The organism is Latilactobacillus graminis DSM 20719 (genome assembly GCF_001436415.1).
In the GTDB taxonomy this organism is placed as follows: Bacteria; Bacillota; Bacilli; order Lactobacillales; family Lactobacillaceae; genus Latilactobacillus; species Latilactobacillus graminis.
In genome coordinates, this window is record NZ_AYZB01000005.1 from 38,269 (window position 1) to 56,166 (window position 17,898).

The 17,898-nt window shown below is 40.9% G+C and carries 19 protein-coding genes, 1 tRNA gene and 1 other annotated feature; of the genes, 17 read left to right on the forward strand and 3 right to left on the reverse strand.

Annotated elements, in window-relative coordinates; translation table 11 throughout:
- The first annotated feature begins 68 nt into the window (after window positions 1–68).
- The 6 genes from asnB to FC90_RS09400 all read left to right on the forward strand — a co-directional run bounded on the left by asnB (window position 69) and on the right by FC90_RS09400 (window position 5,482).
- The gene (gene asnB, locus FC90_RS02450) at window positions 69–1,973 is read left to right on the forward strand and encodes an asparagine synthase (glutamine-hydrolyzing) (RefSeq protein ID WP_057907725.1); all 1,905 of its coding nucleotides are present in this window, start codon (window positions 69–71) and stop codon (window positions 1,971–1,973) included.
- 189 nt (window positions 1,974–2,162) lie between these two features.
- Window positions 2,163–3,497, forward strand: coding sequence for a UDP-N-acetylmuramate--L-alanine ligase (gene murC / locus FC90_RS02455; RefSeq protein WP_083481996.1), 1,335 nt, complete (start codon window positions 2,163–2,165; stop codon window positions 3,495–3,497).
- A gap of 96 nt (window positions 3,498–3,593) precedes the next feature.
- Window positions 3,594–4,292 carry a Bax inhibitor-1/YccA family protein gene (locus tag FC90_RS02460; protein WP_057907726.1) on the forward strand — a complete coding sequence of 233 codons (699 nt, stop codon included), beginning with the start codon at window positions 3,594–3,596 and terminating at the stop codon, window positions 4,290–4,292.
- A 142-nt stretch (window positions 4,293–4,434) separates the two neighbouring features.
- Window positions 4,435–4,749 (forward strand): PadR family transcriptional regulator, encoded by a 315-nt coding sequence (locus tag FC90_RS02465; protein WP_057907727.1) that lies wholly within the window; start codon window positions 4,435–4,437, stop codon window positions 4,747–4,749.
- Entirely contained in the window at window positions 4,742–5,335 is a 594-nt protein-coding gene (locus FC90_RS02470; protein ID WP_057907728.1) for a DUF1700 domain-containing protein, read from the forward strand. The genes FC90_RS02465 and FC90_RS02470 overlap by 8 nt, the downstream gene beginning before the upstream one ends.
- Window positions 5,336–5,482, forward strand: coding sequence for a hypothetical protein (locus FC90_RS09400; protein WP_004270339.1), 147 nt, complete (start codon window positions 5,336–5,338; stop codon window positions 5,480–5,482).
- A gap of 50 nt (window positions 5,483–5,532) precedes the next feature.
- Here FC90_RS09400 and FC90_RS02475 read toward each other — a convergent pair whose 3' ends face one another.
- Entirely contained in the window at window positions 5,533–6,045 is a 513-nt protein-coding gene (locus tag FC90_RS02475) for an acyl-CoA thioesterase (protein ID WP_057907729.1), read from the reverse strand.
- A gap of 17 nt (window positions 6,046–6,062) precedes the next feature.
- A complete protein-coding gene (locus FC90_RS02480; protein ID WP_057907730.1) occupies window positions 6,063–8,474 on the reverse strand; it encodes a Xaa-Pro dipeptidyl-peptidase in 2,412 nt (803 codons plus the stop codon).
- 106 nt (window positions 8,475–8,580) lie between these two features.
- Between FC90_RS02480 and FC90_RS02485 the strand changes: the two genes are divergently transcribed.
- The 7 genes from FC90_RS02485 to FC90_RS02515 all read left to right on the forward strand — a co-directional run bounded on the left by FC90_RS02485 (window position 8,581) and on the right by FC90_RS02515 (window position 15,468).
- A tRNA-Arg gene (locus FC90_RS02485) sits at window positions 8,581–8,654 on the forward strand.
- Between the two features lie 389 nt (window positions 8,655–9,043).
- Window positions 9,044–9,244 (forward strand): cold-shock protein, encoded by a 201-nt coding sequence (locus FC90_RS02490; protein WP_057907731.1) that lies wholly within the window; start codon window positions 9,044–9,046, stop codon window positions 9,242–9,244.
- Between the two features lie 186 nt (window positions 9,245–9,430).
- Complete coding sequence (locus tag FC90_RS02495; protein WP_057907732.1) at window positions 9,431–9,868, forward strand: universal stress protein; 438 nt, start codon at window positions 9,431–9,433, stop codon at window positions 9,866–9,868.
- Window positions 9,869–10,145: 277 nt separating this feature from the next.
- Entirely contained in the window at window positions 10,146–11,663 is a 1,518-nt protein-coding gene (gene glpK / locus FC90_RS02500; protein WP_057907733.1) for a glycerol kinase GlpK, read from the forward strand.
- A gap of 11 nt (window positions 11,664–11,674) precedes the next feature.
- Entirely contained in the window at window positions 11,675–13,501 is a 1,827-nt protein-coding gene (gene glpO, locus FC90_RS02505) for a type 1 glycerol-3-phosphate oxidase (RefSeq protein ID WP_057907734.1), read from the forward strand.
- Window positions 13,502–13,524: 23 nt separating this feature from the next.
- Entirely contained in the window at window positions 13,525–14,244 is a 720-nt protein-coding gene (locus FC90_RS02510; RefSeq protein WP_057907735.1) for an MIP/aquaporin family protein, read from the forward strand.
- A gap of 135 nt (window positions 14,245–14,379) precedes the next feature.
- Window positions 14,380–15,468, forward strand: a complete 1,089-nt coding sequence (locus FC90_RS02515; RefSeq protein ID WP_057907736.1) for a lactate oxidase — start codon at window positions 14,380–14,382, stop codon at window positions 15,466–15,468.
- A gap of 86 nt (window positions 15,469–15,554) precedes the next feature.
- Here FC90_RS02515 and FC90_RS02520 read toward each other — a convergent pair whose 3' ends face one another.
- Complete coding sequence (locus FC90_RS02520; protein WP_226789454.1) at window positions 15,555–15,794, reverse strand: hypothetical protein; 240 nt, start codon at window positions 15,792–15,794, stop codon at window positions 15,555–15,557.
- A 259-nt stretch (window positions 15,795–16,053) separates the two neighbouring features.
- Here FC90_RS02520 and FC90_RS02525 point away from each other — a divergent pair, with 259 nt between their 5' ends.
- The 4 genes from FC90_RS02525 (at window position 16,054) to rpmA (ending at window position 17,793) form a co-directional block, all read left to right on the forward strand.
- Entirely contained in the window at window positions 16,054–16,665 is a 612-nt protein-coding gene (locus FC90_RS02525; RefSeq protein ID WP_057907738.1) for a TetR/AcrR family transcriptional regulator, read from the forward strand.
- A 58-nt stretch (window positions 16,666–16,723) separates the two neighbouring features.
- Window positions 16,724–16,799 (forward strand) — a sequence feature (ribosomal protein L21 leader region).
- A 13-nt stretch (window positions 16,800–16,812) separates the two neighbouring features.
- Complete coding sequence (gene rplU, locus FC90_RS02530) at window positions 16,813–17,121, forward strand: 50S ribosomal protein L21 (RefSeq protein WP_004265609.1); 309 nt, start codon at window positions 16,813–16,815, stop codon at window positions 17,119–17,121.
- A gap of 14 nt (window positions 17,122–17,135) precedes the next feature.
- Window positions 17,136–17,477, forward strand: a complete 342-nt coding sequence (locus FC90_RS02535; protein ID WP_057907739.1) for a ribosomal-processing cysteine protease Prp — start codon at window positions 17,136–17,138, stop codon at window positions 17,475–17,477.
- A 28-nt stretch (window positions 17,478–17,505) separates the two neighbouring features.
- Window positions 17,506–17,793: a 50S ribosomal protein L27 gene (gene rpmA / locus FC90_RS02540; RefSeq protein ID WP_004265556.1), complete on the forward strand. Its 288-nt coding sequence runs from the start codon at window positions 17,506–17,508 to the stop codon at window positions 17,791–17,793.
- Window positions 17,794–17,898: the final 105 nt, after the last annotated feature.

The following is a 17,898-nucleotide window of genomic DNA, read 5'->3' on the forward strand; positions in this document are numbered from 1 at the left end:
AACCGCCCATTAATTGTTATTTCGTTTTGTAGTTAATTCAATCGTAAAATATAAAAGGGGTTAAATATATGTGTGGGATTGTCGGATTTGCCGGTGGATTATTTGATTTACCAAAGAAAAAAGAAGTATTGAACCAACAAATGGATGTCATTAAACACCGTGGCCCCAGTGGTGAGGGCGATTTTATTGATGATCAAGTCGCATTAGGTTTCCGACGCTTATCAATTATTGATTTAACCAAGGGTGATCAACCCATCTATAATGAAGATCACACTAAGTTAGTTTTTTTCAATGGTGAAATCTATAATTATCGTGAAATGCGAACGGAATTAATCGCACTTGGGCATGATTTTAAAACTGATTCAGATACCGAAACAATTTTGCATGGTTATGAACAGTGGGGCAAAGAGGTGGTAACTAAACTTCGTGGGATGTTTGTCTTTGTGATCTATGACTTACAAGCTAAGAAGTTATTTGGTGCCCGTGATTTCTTTGGTATCAAGCCGCTTTATTACACGACATTAACAGATGGAACTTTTATGTTTAGTAGTGAAATTAAAACCTTTATGCGTCATCCAGAATTCAAACCGGAATTAAATAAAACGGCTTTGAAATCATTTATGATGAATCAATATAATGATCTGCAAGAAACATTCTTTAAAGGGGTCTTTAGATTTCCTGCCGGACATTACTTTACGTACGAGGATGGCCAATTAGATATCCAAAAATATTGGGATATGTCGTTTGCTCCTTCAAACTTATCTTTTGAAGAAGAAGTGGCTAAAATTGATGCAGCAGTTGAGGAATCAGTTAAAGCTTACAATGTGGCAGATGTACCAGTTGGGGCTTTCTTGTCTGAAGGGGTTGACAGTAGTTATGTAACCAGCATTTTGCAACCGCAAGAAGTCTTTAGTGTTGGGTTTGATGATCAAACTTATAATGAAGTCACAGCAGCTCGGGCCCTTGCTGATGAATTGGGCTTAAATTTCAATGAAACAAAAGTCAATGCTGACGATGCATTTGCTGAATTCGACAAGATCCAATATTACTTGGACGAACCAGATGGCAATCCATCGTGTGTGCCATTATGGTTCCTCTCACGGTTTGCTCGTGAAAAAGTAACGGTGGCTTTGTCTGGTGAAGGTGCTGACGAATTATTCGCTGGTTATGTCAACTACGGCATGCATTCACATAATTCAACCATCAAGGCCTTCACCTCTGGCTTGAAGAAATTGCCGAAGGGTGTGCAGGCAAGCTTAGCCAAAGCAGTTAAGAAGATGCCTGCTTTTCCAGGGCGCGTCCATTTATATACAAACTTGGCTAATCCGCGTGAATTTTATACGGGGCAATCGGTGATTTTTGATATTGAAAATCCCAGTGTTTTTGGGGCGGATGAAGCAAATCAATTCTTGCAACCAGCTTATCAAAACGACGGGACGATCCAAGCTAACTATCAAGCGGATTTTGATAATGTTGCAGATGCTGATCCAGTCTCACAAATGCAATATATCGATTTACACCACTTTATGTTAAATGATATTTTGCAAAAGGCAGATAAGTTATCAATGGCGCATAGTTTAGAATTGCGTGTACCATTCCTAGATCCTAAAGTGGCTAAGGTTGCAGGTGAAGTGCCAACGAAATATTTAATCAATAGCCATGATACAAAATATGCATACCGGCAAGCATCTGCGAAACATTTACCCGCTGCTTGGGCTAATCGACCTAAGTTAGGCTTTCCAGTACCAATTAAGCAATGGCTTGAAGATGATAAGTATTATGAAAAAGTTAAAGCCCTTTTTAGTGAAGACTTCGTGGCGGAGTTTTTTGATCAAGCTAAAATATTGGCCTTGTTAGATGCTAATAAAGAGCAAAAAATTAATGGGCGCCGAAAGATTTGGACTATTTTTACGTTCTTAACTTGGTATAAAGTTTACTTCCAAAATGTTGAAAATTATTTAGCATTGGGCTAAACGCAACAATCAAAAAGCTGCGACAAGTTGACTTGTTGTAGCTTTTTTTTGCGGATTCATGATAAGTGATTTAGATATTGAGTAAAATAGTGATTCATTATTTAGCTCAAACCGCCCATGTGGTAAACTAGAAGGAATTGGTGCTTTAATTAGTTGATTATGTTTTATTGAAAAGAGGACGTTTGAAAGATGATAACAAATGACACGGTTTACCATTTTGTTGGGATTAAAGGTTCAGGGATGAGTGCACTTGCACTTGTCTTAAATGATCTAGGCTATCAAGTCCAAGGATCGGATATTGATCAATATACATTCACTCAGCGCGATTTAGAACGCGCAGCGATTAAAATCCTGCCGTTTTCAGAAGATAATTTACACGAAGGGTTAACAGTCATTGCCGGCAATGCCTTCCAAGATAGCCAAATTGAAATTAAAAAAGCTCTTGAAATGGGATTGCCAGTTGTTCGCTACCATCAATTTTTGGGGGAATTATTAAAAGACTATACCAGTATTGGAGTTGCCGGGGCCCATGGTAAAACAAGTACTAGTGGTTTATTAGCACATGTTTTGAGTGGCGTTGCTAAAACGAGTTATTTAGTTGGCGATGGTACTGGTAAAGGGATTAAAGATGCCCAATTTTTTGCATTTGAAGCGGATGAATATCGGCGGCATTTTTTGGCGTATTCGCCAGACTATTTAATTATGACTAACATTGATTTTGACCATCCAGATTATTATACAGGTTTAGATGATGTGTTCGATGCGTTCCAATCAGAAGCTTATAAAGTTCAAAAAGGTATTTTTGCCTGGGGGGATGATCCTGAATTACGGAAGCTCAAAGCAAATGTACCAATTTATTATTATGGTGTCCGGGAAGCCGATGATTTTCAGGCTCGCAATATCCAACGAACAGTGCAGGGTTCAGAATTTGACGCTTACTATCATGATGAAAATATTGGCCACTATCATGTGCCACTATATGGCGAACACAATGTTTTAAATAGTTTAGCAGTGATTGCGGTCAGCTTTTTAGAAAAGATTGACGGGCAGGAAGTCGCCGACGAGTTGGCTAACTTTAAGGGGGTTAAACGCCGCTTTACTGAAAAGAAAGTTGCCGATGTGACGATTATCGACGATTATGCACATCATCCATCCGAAATTAAGGCTACTTTGGATGCGGCACGGCAAAAATATCCAGACAAACAAATTGTAGCGGTTTTCCAACCCCATACGTTCACACGGACAATTGCGTTAATGGATGATTTTGCAGCTAGTTTAAATCTTGCGGATGAAGTCTTCTTAACGGATATCTTTAGTTCAGCGCGTGAAAAGGCTGGAAAAGTATCAAGCGCCGATTTAGGGGCAAAGATTACTAAGGGTGGGCGTGTCTTAAAAATTGACAATATGTCCCCTTTATTGGACTGTGATCAACCCGTCGTAGTTTTCATGGGCGCTGGTGATGTACAAAAATATGAATATGCATATGAAGAATTATTGAGTAGTCTAAGTCCTAAAGATAATTAAGATTAGGGCATTTTGGTTGTCTTTCTTGATGGATTTGATACAATGTCTCTAGTCGGGTGATTGTTAACCTGCTTAGAAATATAAGAGGTGATATTTATGGAAGAAAGACGCGTTGTCAATGTTGAAAGTGAAACGAGCTTTTTCAGTAAAGTCTACGGTTTAATGGCCGTGGGTGTTGGGATTTCAGCATTGGTTGCCATTTTATTAGTAACAGTATTTAAAGCACAAACGTTCGCGATACTATCAAGCGGTAGTTCATGGTTAGTTTGGGGCTTAATGATTGTTGAACTACTATTAGTTGTTCAAATTAGTCGCCGTTCAACTAAGAACCCAACGGCATCATTTGCCATGTTTGTCGCTTATGCGGCATTGAATGGGTTAACTTTTTCGGCAGTGTTGTTAGTCTATAATATTGGTCAAATTGGGACAGCCTTTGTTTCAAGTGCCCTTGTTTTCGTAGCAATGTCGATTTATGGTCGAATCACCAAGAATAATTTAAGTGGCTTCGGCCGATTTGCGATGATGGGGTTGATTGGTGTAATCATTGTCTCATTGGTTAACTTCTTCATGGCATCAGCTGCCGTCAGCTACTTCTTGTCATATGCGATGTTGATTATTTTCATTATTTTAACTGCATGGGACAATCAAAAGTTAAGTATGATGTATCGTCAATACGGCGCAACTGGTGAAATGTCGGTTTCTGGTTTAGCTGTGATGGGCGCATTAACCTTGTACTTAGACTTTGTTAACTTATTCCTCACAATGCTCCAAATTTTTGGCGGCGGAAGAGATTAAGAGTGTGATAACAGTCGGGATATGACTGTTATCACACGTTTCAAAAGAACGGTCATCAGGTAAAACTGATGACCGTTCTTTTTTTTATGCTTGACACAATACTATGCATAATATAGTATTGATTTTCGAAAGGGTGATCGGTTTGAATCCACAATTAAAGAAAGGCCTCTTGGAATTTTGTGTGTTAGCAACGCTTAAAAAAGAGGATTCGTATGGCTATCAAATTATCAAGGATACATCGAATGTCGTTGAAATTTCGGACTCAACATTATACCCAATCTTGAAACGGCTCGAGGCGCAGGGGGAAATTGAAAGTTATCGGGTCGAACACAATGGACGCTTGCGTAAATATTTTCATTTAACATTGGCGGGACAGGCATCGATTGATAGTTTTTTGGCCGATTGGCCGGCAGTGATGGGTATTTATACTTACATAAGGGAGTGTAACAATGACTAAGAATCAATTTATTAAACAGCTTGCGGCAGAATTAACGCGGTATGGGATTAGTGATGCAGCCAACACGATTGATTATTACGATGAATTAATCGATGATCGACTGGAAGCGGGTGAAACGGAAGCGGAGATTATCGCGAGTTTAGCAACGCCAGCTCAGATTGTAGCGCAATTAGCTATACCAGATAAACAGGTTCGCCAAAAGAAGATGGCACCGATGTTGATTATTTTAATCAGTTTCTTGTTAGTCTTAGGGGCACCGTTATGGGGCACGTTGTTGCTGACCGCCATCATTATAGTGGTACTTGGTTATTTCTTGATTTGGTTAGGCCCATTTCTGGGGACAATCTTTGCCGCTGCCGGAATTCTGGGTGGTAGTGTTAGTTTGATTTTATCGTTCTTTGTTGGCTTGCAAGAAGGCTGGATGATTGCGATTATGCAGCTTGGAATTAGTTTTGTGATGGTTGGTGTGGGGCTGATTTGTGCAGGGGCGACCTGGTACATGACGAAATACTTAATTCGTTTCTCGGTTGGAATCACACGCTGGCTGGTTGGGATGTTCCGTAGTCGATTAAAGGTGGTGGCGTAGATGTTGAAAAATTGGTTGAAGATTAGTTTATGTATGATTCTTGTGGGAATTATTTTAATGACCGTTAGTTTTGGGATGGCGGGTTTTAAAAGCCAACCATTCCAATATCGTGGCACACATGAATGGAGCCGGACGTTTAACTTTTAAGATAAATAAAAAGAGGTGCCGATGATTATAATCGACACCTCTTTTGTTCGTTATTGACCGTTCCATGGATAATCGGTACTGATATTTTGATTGAAGTGTTTTTGACTTTGAAAATTAGCGAGACGATGGGCTTTTCGTTCCTCATAACCGGCACAGATGAACCGTTCTTCTGGTGATTCGGGTTGAATGGCAGGTAGGACCGGGCGCTTTTCCATCGTGACAAAGGTTAAGAAGGCAGTTAGACCGAGGAATCGTTCACCAGTCTTGAGATGTTCACCGATAATCTTAGTAAAGATTTCAATTGAACGGGTGCCGACACCGGCAACGTAACTTTCGATGCACAAGGAATCTTGCATTTTGAAAGGCGCAATGAAGTTCAGTTGGTCGATACTGGCAGTCACGGTTTCGACGCGCGCTAAGCGGCTAGCTGAAATGGATGCCGAACCATCCAAGAGTTCAAGCAAGCGTCCGCCATAGACGGTTTCATGTTCGTTCAAATCATTGACGAAGACGCGATGGTTACTGATGGAGAGCGTTTGACGACAGGTGATGAGGTTTGACATTATAAAAAGACTCCTTATTAATCATTTAGATGGGGGACAATCAGTTGGCTAGCAGCCAAGTCAACTTGGTAAACGAATGCCTGCTCTTCACGAATCGTCATCCCCATATCAGTCGCGTAGATTAACAGACCAAGTTGATGCCCCGCTGTTAAATCGTAATGGGTGGGTTGTAAGTCGAGCGTAATATCATAGAATTCGTTTGGGGTGACCGCTTCGGTTTGATAACTATTGTGGCGATTTTGGAGATTGATGTGCCCTTTAGTGATGACTTGATAATTGCTTGGTCGATTGAGCTTAAACTCCTTTAAATCATCACAGTGCCACTGATAGCCGAGTTGTTGGCCTTTAGCAGCTAATACAGCAGGTGCGGTGCCTAAACGGTTAAATTGGCCATAGTCAATCACCAACACGCTCAATAGCCCGCGTTCGGCATTGACAGCGACCCTGGTCCTAAACTGAATTCGACCATCAATGATGAATGGCTTGGTTAACGGAGCGCTTAAGAAACGTAGCCGGTTACCTGTGAAACTGGATTGATCTGCGATTAAGGCATCTTGCCAAGCAGCTTCACTTATTTTTTGCGCTCTAAAGATCGCAACGCCATCATCTTTAAAAGTGGCCAGTGGTGCATTTTCAGTAGCGTTAACCCTTAATGTTTGTTCGTTTAGCCAGAAAGTCGTGGTTGGATTGACTGGAGCTAGCCAATCCGCTTGGGTCGTCCAAGTGGCTTCTTGCGCATTGTCTTGAATCATGACGGCCGGCAATGTTGTAAGCGCCTGATTATCAACGCCGAGTAATTGATGCGTGAACCATAAGTTCATCATATCGGTGAAATCGATCGATTGAATGTTATTCATATAGATATGTTCCCCTTGGTGTAAGAAAAGCTTCTTATTAACCGGTTGATCACGCAATAAATCCCATAAGGCACCGGCATTTTGCAGTTTAACGTTCCAATCATTTAATCCGTGGACTAAGATGACGTCGCAATTGAGGTTGGCGATATTATCACGATAGTTACGCGCTGCCCAGAAGGCATTGTAATTGCCTGTGATGCGATCTTGCCCTTCTTGCAGGGCTTTGAGTTGGTCGGCGAAGAAAGCACCGGAGAGCGCGTAATCGGCGGCATCTTTTTGGCGGGTTTGACATAACTTCGCCAAGACGTCGGCATCTTCACCCTGACAATTCACTGGTGCGACTACTAACCCGTTTTCGCGGTAGTAATCGTACCAACTGGAAATGGCGGCTTCAGCTACAATGGTTTTCAGACCTTCAACGCCGGTTGTTGCAGCAGCAGTTGCTAAAGTCCCAAGGTAGGATTTACCAGTCATCGCAATTTGGTGATTACACCACCAAGCTTTAATTTCAATGCCATCGGTGCGGTTGGTGAAGGCCCGTCGATTACCGGCTAACCACTCGATGATGGCCGTGGTTGAAGCTGTTTCTTCAGGTGAGCCACAAGTACGAACGCCGTCGGAACCGCGCGTGCCAATGCCGCCAGCGTAAACGTTCGCAAAGCCGCGCGCCAGAAAGTAATCATTTAAACTGTAATTGCTGTCATCTGTCGCGTTTAATTCAGTTGTCATACTTGTACTTTTAACGGTGCGTTGTTGAGGGATCGGTGCAGTATTTGGTGCTTGGGTTAAATCAGCTAAGTCTGGTTGTTGAACGGGTTTAGTCGCAATTGTAGTATCGACATTGTGCAAATCAGCATCGACGTCGTTAATCCCCTTATAGTAAGGACTGGCAGTGTAGAGTGCTGGAATCTTTAAGCCCGCTTCAGTTGCGCGTGGTCTGAAGATAGTCGTTTCTAATAAGTCGCGTTGGCCGTCTTGATCGGTATCTAGGCTTGATTCAACATAAACAACTTCGCGAATTAAGTGGCTAGTATCAAAGACGGGTTGGACCTTTCCATTGAAGATGAGAAATTGGGGCTGGACACCTTGCCAGTTCGCAAAAAAACCGCGGTTAGCCAATTGGTCCAGATAAAGTAACCCATTTTGGCTACGCGTCGTTAATAGCAGATACAGGGCTTGGATGAAGGTAGGTTGATCAAATGTTGCTTGATCGATAAAGGGAAGTTTAGTGGCGGCCATAAAAGCAATCGGTTGATCAAGTGCGAAATCGGTTATCACTTCAAACCCCAGTAGTTGAAGAGCGACATTATAGAAGACCACTTGATCAAATGAAGTGTTGATGCTTTCAAGGTAGGTGGTTAGATTTAATTCAGTTGTGGCTTGTAATAAACCGAGTTGCCTAATGCGGGTTGATTGGCTACGCGCCTCCGGAAACAGCCGTTGAAAAATAGTTTGGGCAAGTTTCTGAAAAGAAAGCTGAGCGAAATCTGTTGGAAGCAAATGAATCCGCTGTAATTCCGTGATTTGTTCAGATTGAGATTTAGTTAAGCGTGCAAACTGATTTAATTGCATGTTTTTCCCTCATTTCTGCGAATTTTAATTGACAGTGATGGTTTCAATTGCTTATAATATAGCATGTTGTGCGGTATTCTGATAGAAAAAGCTGTTAATTAATGAGGTCATAGTAGCTCAGCTGGATAGAGCAACGGTCTTCTAAACCGTAGGTCGCGAGTTCGAATCTCGCCTGTGACATAAATATCGATTGGAAAATAGCTAATTTCGTTAGTTGCAAAACGGAGTTAGTTTTTTTTATTGGGCTGTATTGACGGTGAGCTTTAATACAAATACTAATTAATCAACTGTTGTTGATAAACCATAAAAGAGCTCGAATTCAATCATTAAATAAAAAAATTATGTGGACTAAATGCTTATTTAATCGCCTTTAGCACTTTAATTAAGCATGATTAGCTTAATATTTATAAAATGTGGGTTGCTAATTAGAAAATCCCATGCTATACTGTTCAAGTAATCAAATTTTGAAACGTAATTTGAGTTTTGGATGCACAATACCTTCCTCTTTTACCTATCAATAATTTATTGCAACAAAAAACGTACATTGATATGTATCAGGAGGAATTATTATGAACAACGGCACAGTAAAATGGTTTAACGCAGACAAAGGTTTTGGTTTTATTACTGGTGAAGATGGCAAAGACGTTTTTGCTCATTTCTCAGCAATCCAAGGTGACGGTTACAAGTCATTAGATGAAGGCCAAGCAGTTTCATATGATGTTGAAGACAGCGACCGCGGTCCTCAAGCAACAAACATCGTTAAACTTTAATATTTGTGCCCCGCATCCGCGGGGTTTTTTTGTGCAATCATTTTGATTAAAAGATAACAATCCTATTCCGCTCATTTTTGAGCGGAATTTTTTTAAGCAGTTAAATTGGCAAAGACTCGGTGGGTTCAGTATGATGAAGTTATCACCATGATTCGATTTGACTTCATGATAGGAGGATGTTAGGCAATGATTACAACTTACCAGAAAATTTTAGTCGGAGTTGATGGGTCGGATTTAGCGAACAAGGCCTTCGTAGAGGCTGTTGAAGTAGCTAAAAGAAATGACGCTGAACTTTATGTGGCACATATCATTCCGAGTACCATTAATGTTTCACCAGATGCAAGCCTCTATGCCAAGATGATTGCCATGGAAAAAGATCGTGTGAAGGAACAATTAGCTGCTCATCTGCGTTACGCCAATAATCATGGATTAACGAAAATTACCCCGATCTTGGAGGTTGGTTCGCCAAAAAAAGAAATTGCTTTTCGAATTCCAGAAAAATATGGTATTGATTTAATTATGCTTGGTATTACTGGCAAGGGCGTAATTGAACGCATGATGGTAGGGTCAGTTGCTCAATATGTTAGCGCTCATGCGGCAACGAATGTTTTATTAGTTAAATAAGGACCACTTCGAGTGTGTGAGCTAGTGTTAAAATGCATCAATAGAATACAATTTTAAACCAAGTACGTTAATCGGTTAGAGACAGACTATAGCTAGTGTGCATCTAACTGATTAACGTGCTTTTTATTTTTTTAAGATGAATTAAAGACTGGTTTAACAGGATTATTAAGTTGTGTAAAATTTAATTTATGGAAATCGCTTTCTTTTTGGATATACATAATCTATAATAGTGTTATAGAAAACGTTTTCCGAATATGATTGTTAAAGGAGGATTAAGATGGCTGAAAAATATATTTTAGCAATTGATGAAGGTACGACCAGTACCCGCTCAATTATTTTTGATCATGATGGTCAAAAAGTTGCCGACGCACAGCGTGAGTTTCCGCAATATTTTCCTGAACCGGGTTGGGTAGAACATAATGCTAACGAAATTTGGAATGCTGTTTTATCAACAATTGCGAGTGCTTTTATTTCATCTGGGATTCAACCCCATCAAATTGCGGGCATTGGGATTACTAATCAACGTGAGACGACGGTTGTTTGGGATAAGGAGACCGGGTTACCAATTTACAATGCGGTTGTGTGGCAATCGCGACAAACTAATGACATAGCAGAACAATTAAAAAAAGATGGGTACGAGGAAACGTTCCACAAAAAGACTGGTTTACTCATCGATGCTTATTTTTCTGCAACTAAGATTCGTTGGATTTTGGATCAAGTACCAGGTGCACAAGAACGAGCTGAAAAAGGCGAGTTACTTTTTGGAACAATTGATACTTGGATTACCTGGAAATTAACCGGTGGTGCAGCTCATGTTACCGATTATACCAATGCCAGCCGGACAATGTTATTTAATATTCTTAATTTGGATTGGGATGACGAAATTCTCAAAGTTTTAAACATTCCACGGATTATGTTGCCTGATGTGCGCTCAAATTCTGAAATTTATGGTGAAACAGCACCCTACCACTTCTATGGTAGCTCAGTACCAATTTCAGGAATGGCGGGGGATCAACAAGCCGCATTATTTGGTCAATTAGCCCTTCAACCAGGCATGGTCAAGAATACCTATGGAACAGGTTCGTTTATTGTGATGAATACAGGGAAAGAACCAACGATGTCGCAAAATAACCTATTAACAACTATCGGCTATTCAATCAACGGTCAAGTTAATTATGCATTAGAAGGCTCAGTCTTTGTTGCTGGTTCAGCGATTCAATGGTTACGCGACAGTATGCAACTGGTTGAGAAATCATCTGATTCTGAAACAGCTGCTAAGGCTTCGACGAGTTTGAACGAAGTTTATGTTGTCCCTGCTTTTACAGGCTTGGGGGCACCATACTGGGACTCAGAAGCACGTGGCGCAATCCTTGGCATTACGCGTGGGACGAACCGGCAAGACGTTATTAAGGCAACGCTGCAATCATTAGCTTATCAAACGCGTGATGTCGTTCAAACCATGCAAAAAGATACTGGAATTGATATCAAAGTGCTTCGGGTCGACGGTGGGGCCGCGAACAACAACTATTTAATGCAATTCCAAGCAGATATTTTGAATAGCTCAATTGAAAAAGCAGCAAACCTTGAAACTACAGCGATGGGGGCTGCATTCTTAGCTGGTTTAGCAGTTGGCTTTTGGCGAGATACAGATGAATTGGCCCATATTTTCTCAGTGGGACAACGGTTTGAACCGGAAATGCCTGAAGAAGAACGAGAAGATCTCTATGCCGGTTGGCAACAAGCAGTTGAAGCAACCAAGATTTTCAAACATCGACCATATAAAATGCATGAATGAGGAGGATTATTATGACATTTTCATTAGAAGGACGTCAACAAATCATTAATAACTTAAAGAACGAACAACTTGATTTATTAGTAATCGGTGGTGGGATTACTGGTGCGGGGGTTGCCATTCAAGCAGCTGCATCAGGTATCAAAACCGGTTTGATTGAAATGCAAGATTTTGCCGAAGGGACTTCATCCCGATCAACGAAGTTAGTTCACGGTGGTATCCGTTATTTAAAGACTTTCGACGTTGGGGTGGTGGCAGATACTGTAAGCGAACGGGCTGTTGTTCAAGGTATCGCCCCACATATTCCACGGCCGACACCAATGCTTTTACCAATTTATGATGAACCCGAAGCAACTTATGACATGTTCAGTGTCAAGATTGCGATGGATTTATATGATAAATTGGCAGGGGTAACTGGCACTCAATATGCCAACTACACAATTGACCGTAAGGAAGTGTTACAACGCGAACCTGGCTTGAAGTCAGATCGTTTGATGGGGGCTGGTGTTTATTTAGACTTTGTCAATAATGATGCCCGGTTAGTCATCGAAAATATTAAAGAAGCTGATGAATTAGGTGCATTAATTGCTAGTCACGTTAAAGCAGTGGGGATGACTTATGATGCAAATGGCCGCGTAAACGGTTTGAAAGCACATGATGAACTAACGGATGAAACGTTTGATATTCATGCTAAATTAGTGATTAATACGACTGGCCCATGGGTTGATAAAGTCAATGCTTTGAATACGGAAGTCAAAGCACAAGCAACACTTCGGCCAACTAAAGGAATTCACTTAGTTGTTGATAGTAGTCGTTTATCAGTGCCACAACCAACTTACTTCGATTCTGGCTTACATGATGGTCGGATGATCTTCGTTGTGCCACGTGAAGGTAAGACATACTTTGGGACAACTGATACTGATTTCACGGGCGACTTCAAGCATCCACGGGTTGAACAGTCCGATGTCGATTATTTGTTAAAAGCAATCAATAATCGTTACCCTAGCGTTAATATTGCATTAAATGATGTTGAAGCCAGCTGGGCGGGGTTGCGCCCATTAATCTCTAACAACGGTAGCTCCGATTATAACGGCGGTGGTGCAAATAGTGGTAAAGTTTCAGAAGCATCATTCAATGCTCTGATCAAGACAGTTGATGATTATGAGCACAAAACAGCTGTCCGTGCAGATGTTGAAAAAGCAATCAGTCAACTAAGAACTGCACATGCTGAGGAGACAGTTAACCCCTCACAGGTTTCGCGTGGGAGTGATTTAAAAGTAACCGAAAATGGTTTAATTACTTTATCAGGTGGTAAGATTACTGACTACCGTAAAATGGCTGCTGGAGCGCTTGAAAAAATTCGTGAAATTTTAAAGAACGAATTTAACGAAACGGTGCACGAAATTGATTCTAAGAAGTTACAAGTTTCAGGCGGTCACTTCGATCCCAATAATGTTGATGACACCCTTAAATTCTATGCTAAGGTTGCGATGAATAAGGGTATCGATGAAACGGATGCCATCGATTTAGCTAACCGCTTTGGTTCAAATGTCAGTCGAGTGGTTTCATATGCTGACCAAGGCACTGCAGAAGGTTTGAATTTGAAAGAAACCATTAGTTTGCGGTATTCAGTTAACGAAGAAATGACCTTGACACCAGTTGATTATCTTTTAAGATGGACGAATTTCATCTTATTCCATAATGATCAATTAGCGACGATTAAACAACCAGTTGTTAATGAAATGGCTCGTTTGCTGAAGTGGGATGCTGCTGAAAAGACACGCCAAACAGAACTATTGGACGCGGCAATTACTGAAGCGCAATTAGATTATCTGAAATAAAAAATTAATTTGGAGGAAAGCTAATGGAACATTCAATAATGGTTCAGGCGTTTGGTGAACTCGTAGGGACATTTATGCTAGTGCTTTTGGGGGATGGTGTTGTTGCCGGGGTTAGCTTAGCAAAAACAAAGGCCAATGGGGCTGGCTGGATTGCGATTACGCTTGGTTGGGGTTTTGCCGTGACATTAGGGGTTTATACATCAGCCTTTATGGGTCCAGCCCATTTGAACCCCGCAGTTACCATTGCGTTTGCGATGATCGGCAAGACACCATGGGCAGCGGTTATTCCGTTTATTATTGCGCAAATGATTGGGGCATTTTTGGGGGCTGTGTTTGTTTGGATTCAGTATTATCCACACTGGCAAGCCACTAAAGATCAAGCTGCAATTTTAGGTTCTTTTGCAACTGGTCCTGCGATTCGCAGCCCATTTGCTAATTTAATGAGTGAATTAATTGGGACATTTGTCCTGGTCTTTGGATTGTTAGCATTAACACGTGGTGAATTAACGGCTGGATTAAATCCAATCATTGTTGGGGTAATTATCACGGCGATTGGCCTATCCCTTGGAGGAACGACCGGGTATGCGATCAACCCTGCGCGGGATTTAGGTCCACGTCTAGCACATGCATTTTTGCCAATTGCTAATAAAGGCGGTTCAGATTGGTCATATAGCTGGATTCCAGTTGTGGGTCCAATTTTGGGTGGAATACTGGCTGCTTTGTTCTTTGTGGTCTTACCTTAGATATCAAAGAGAAACGATTAACCTGACTGGTTAATCGTTTTGGACCCGCGTAGAATTGTAAAGTATAAATTCTTGCTTACTTTTAATAAGAGAACTATGATGAATATATTCAATGATTGAAAGAAGGAATTTACAATGGCATATCATACTAGTGACGCAGAAGCACCAGTCGATATTTTAAATTTAGATTCATTAGAAGGACGCGTAAAAGAACGGATGGAAGCTGGGGCTTTTGGCTATATCCGTGGTGGTTCAGAAGATGAATGGACGATGGCTGCCAATACCAGCGCATTCAATTCAAAAAAAATTATGCCACGTGTATTACAAGGTATTGACCACGCGAATTTGCACACTAAACTATGGGATATTGATTTAAAAACACCTATTATTCAGGCACCTTCAGCAGCACAAGGGTTAGCGCATGAAAAAGGGGAGGTCGATACAGCTAAGGGAGTTGCGGCAGCTGGTTCAATTTTTTCTATTAGTACGTATGCAAATACGTTGGTTGAAGATGCAGCCGCAGCGGCACCCGATGCGCCTCAATTTTTCCAACTTTACATGAGCAAAGATGATCAATTCAATGAATTTCTATTGAAAAAAGCAGTAAAAGCCGGTGTTAAAGCAATTATTTTAACCGTTGATTCAACATTGGGCGGATATCGCGAAGCAGATATTGAAAATCATTTTCAATTCCCATTACCAATGCCTAATTTAGCAGCTTACAGTGCTTCCGATGGTGAAGGCAAAGGGATTTCTGAAATCTACGCGGCAGCTAAGCAGGGGCTGGTACCTGCAGATATTCAAAAAATAAAGGAAATTACAAACTTACCTGTTCTGGTTAAGGGAATCCAGTCACCAGTTGATGCTGAAATTGCGATTCAAGCCGGCGCTGACGGTATTTGGGTTTCTAACCATGGTGGCCGTCAATTAGATGGTGGGCCGGCTTCGTTTGAAGTATTGCCTTTAATCGCGCAACAAGTTGCTAAACGGGTTCCAATCGTATTTGATAGTGGTATCCGTCGTGGTGAACACGTTTTTAAGGCATTGGCAAGTGGTGCTGATCTAGTCGCTATTGGCCGGCCAATTATTTATGGATTAAATCTTGGTGGTGCGCAAGGCGTTAAATCAGTTTTCGATCATTTAAATGAAGAATTATCAATAACAATGCAATTAGCTGGTACAAAGACTATTGACGAAATTAAAGAAACAACGTTACTGGATTAATATGATATACTAGTGTTCCTTGGCAGGGGCGTGAAAAAAACGGTCTAACTCATATATGTGAGTTAGACCGTTTTTTTTGTTAAAATCTATTGTCGGAGGTGGGGTAATTCGGCTAATAGTAATTCACTGGCGACTAACCCGAGTAGGCTGAGCATGAAATAGACCCAGTGTGAGCCACTTCCCCAGCCAAAGAGATGGCCATCTATACCGACTAGAATAATGAAAAGAAGACAATTCGTAATTAAGCCGATTTTGAAAGTCAGCTGACTGGCAATGACGGCGAATAAAACGATTGAGATAAAAATAATGAAAAATGCAGAAATCAAAGTGACGACCACCTAACGCTATCCGATTTAAATACTATATACATTTTACTATAACCACAGGTGAACAACAATTAAATATATTTCAGTAAAATTTTGTCTTTTGAAATTTCGTTAACAAAATCTTCAAATTTACGATGTAAACTAAAACTAGTCCAACTGATCAGAAGCCACTATCAAGCCAATTAATGGACAGTTTTTTTGATGAGTGGCTATACTGTTAACAGGTGAATTTAATTCAAAGATTGGGGGAACCGATTAGATGGTTCGTAAAGCTGATTTACGGGCGCAAGATCCTCGCGTCCAACGAACAAAACAACGATTACGTCAAGCCCTCATTGTCTTGCTGAAAGATGGGACACCACAGGAAATATCCATTCAAGCAATTACCAAGCAGGCAGCAATTACCCGAGGGACTTTTTATTTACATTATGAAGATAAGTTGGATTTTATTCAAACAGCGGTCGCCGATTTGGTAGCTGATTTCTATCAGCAAGTGACTGTTGTGATTGACCAGCCTTATCGTCAAGTCAGTTTACAGATGCTTTTTGAGTATGTAGAACGACAACAAGCCGCCTTTAAAGTGTTTTATAAAAACGAAGCGACACTTCATTTTCAAAAGCAATTGACTGAAGCAATGCAAAAATTAATACAGGATTACGTTGTTCAACGTTTTGGACAAACTTCACAAGCGGATCAAATTGAACTTAGTATTACGGTTGATTATTTAGCTGGGGCAAGTTTGGCATTAGTTTTTAAGTGGGTCGAAGATGGGCTCGTGTATTCACCATGCTATATGGCCAAGATATTATATCAACTGGTTCAATCGGCCCAACCGACGTTTGATGTCGCTCAATTTTTTATCAAAGCGTAATAAAGCATTGACTCATCTTGTGATATTCGATATAATATGAACGTTGTAATTGTGAGCTCCACAGCTGCAACCGCGCATACTAAGGCATTAAGCACTATGATTAGTCACCTTAGTTGGCGAGTCTAAGAAAAAATAGGAGGTGCACACATGTACGCAATTATCAAAACAGGTGGCAAACAATATAAGGTAGAAGCTGGTCAAGCAATCTACGTTGAAAAGTTAGCCGCAGAAGCTGGCGAAAAAGTAACTTTTGATCAAGTTATTTTAGTTGGCGGTGAAACAACTAAGGTTGGGACACCAAACATTGATGGTGTTACTGTTGATGGGACTGTTGAAAAACAAGGGCGCGAAAAGAAAGTTGTTACTTTCAAATACAAACCTAAGAAACACAGTCATCAAAAGAAGGGTCATCGTCAACCATATACTAAAGTGATGATCGACGCTATCAACGCCTAATTGAGGGAAATAAGATGATTCAAGCTGACTTTACGGTCAATACCAATTCGCAAATTATTTCTTTTCAAATTACGGGTCATGCCGACTCGGGTCCTTACGGGAGTGATATCGTCTGTGCAGCTGTTTCTGCTGTCTCAATCGGGACAATCAACAGTTTGCAAAAGCTTGCTGGTTTTGAACCAGAGGTCGAAGCAGATAACCTGAATGGTGGTTTGTTAACTTGTCAGATTCCGGCAACGGTTTCGGGCCAAGCTTTAGCGACAGCTCAGATTCTCTTGCAGAATTTGCAGTTGACGCTTGAAGATATTACGCAACAATACGGGCAGTACATTCAAGTACAAACAAAACGTAAATAGACAGTTAATAAACAGGAGGTGCATTTAGATGTTACAAATGAATTTACAATTCTTCTCTCATCATAAGGGTGGCGGTTCAACAACTAACGGCCGTAACTCTGCAGGTCGTCGTTTAGGTTCTAAACGTGCTGATGGCCAAACTGTAACAGCTGGTTCAATTCTTTACCGTCAACGCGGTACAAAGATTCATCCAGGTGAAAATGTTGGTCGCGGTGGCGATGACACATTATTTGCTCTTATCGAAGGTGTCGTTCGTTTCGAACGCCTTGGTAAAAACAAGAAAAAGGTTTCTGTATACGCTGCAGAAGCTAAATAATTTTTCTAACACCCACTTTATGTGGGTGTTTTTTTGATTAGTGTGAGCGAAATTGGGCCCTTGCGGATTAAGCGGCAAATATACCTGGCGATCATCACGCTGGGT

Excerpts from the sequence above, each read along its gene's own strand:
- asnB (WP_057907725.1), top strand. The coding sequence starts at position 69 with ATGTGTGGGATTGTCGGATTTGCCGGTGGATTATTTGATTTACCAAAG.
- murC (WP_083481996.1), top strand. The coding sequence starts at position 2,163 with ATGATAACAAATGACACGGTTTACCATTTTGTTGGGATTAAAGGTTCA.
- FC90_RS02460 (WP_057907726.1), top strand. The coding sequence starts at position 3,594 with ATGGAAGAAAGACGCGTTGTCAATGTTGAAAGTGAAACGAGCTTTTTC.
- FC90_RS02470 (WP_057907728.1), top strand. The coding sequence starts at position 4,742 with ATGACTAAGAATCAATTTATTAAACAGCTTGCGGCAGAATTAACGCGG.
- FC90_RS09400 (WP_004270339.1), top strand. The coding sequence starts at position 5,336 with ATGTTGAAAAATTGGTTGAAGATTAGTTTATGTATGATTCTTGTGGGA.
- FC90_RS02475 (WP_057907729.1), bottom strand. The coding sequence starts at position 6,045 with ATGTCAAACCTCATCACCTGTCGTCAAACGCTCTCCATCAGTAACCAT.
- FC90_RS02480 (WP_057907730.1), bottom strand. The coding sequence starts at position 8,474 with ATGCAATTAAATCAGTTTGCACGCTTAACTAAATCTCAATCTGAACAA.
- FC90_RS02490 (WP_057907731.1), top strand. The coding sequence starts at position 9,044 with ATGAACAACGGCACAGTAAAATGGTTTAACGCAGACAAAGGTTTTGGT.
- FC90_RS02495 (WP_057907732.1), top strand. The coding sequence starts at position 9,431 with ATGATTACAACTTACCAGAAAATTTTAGTCGGAGTTGATGGGTCGGAT.
- glpK (WP_057907733.1), top strand. The coding sequence starts at position 10,146 with ATGGCTGAAAAATATATTTTAGCAATTGATGAAGGTACGACCAGTACC.
- glpO (WP_057907734.1), top strand. The coding sequence starts at position 11,675 with ATGACATTTTCATTAGAAGGACGTCAACAAATCATTAATAACTTAAAG.
- FC90_RS02510 (WP_057907735.1), top strand. The coding sequence starts at position 13,525 with ATGGAACATTCAATAATGGTTCAGGCGTTTGGTGAACTCGTAGGGACA.
- FC90_RS02515 (WP_057907736.1), top strand. The coding sequence starts at position 14,380 with ATGGCATATCATACTAGTGACGCAGAAGCACCAGTCGATATTTTAAAT.
- FC90_RS02525 (WP_057907738.1), top strand. The coding sequence starts at position 16,054 with ATGGTTCGTAAAGCTGATTTACGGGCGCAAGATCCTCGCGTCCAACGA.
- rplU (WP_004265609.1), top strand. The coding sequence starts at position 16,813 with ATGTACGCAATTATCAAAACAGGTGGCAAACAATATAAGGTAGAAGCT.
- FC90_RS02535 (WP_057907739.1), top strand. The coding sequence starts at position 17,136 with ATGATTCAAGCTGACTTTACGGTCAATACCAATTCGCAAATTATTTCT.
- rpmA (WP_004265556.1), top strand. The coding sequence starts at position 17,506 with ATGTTACAAATGAATTTACAATTCTTCTCTCATCATAAGGGTGGCGGT.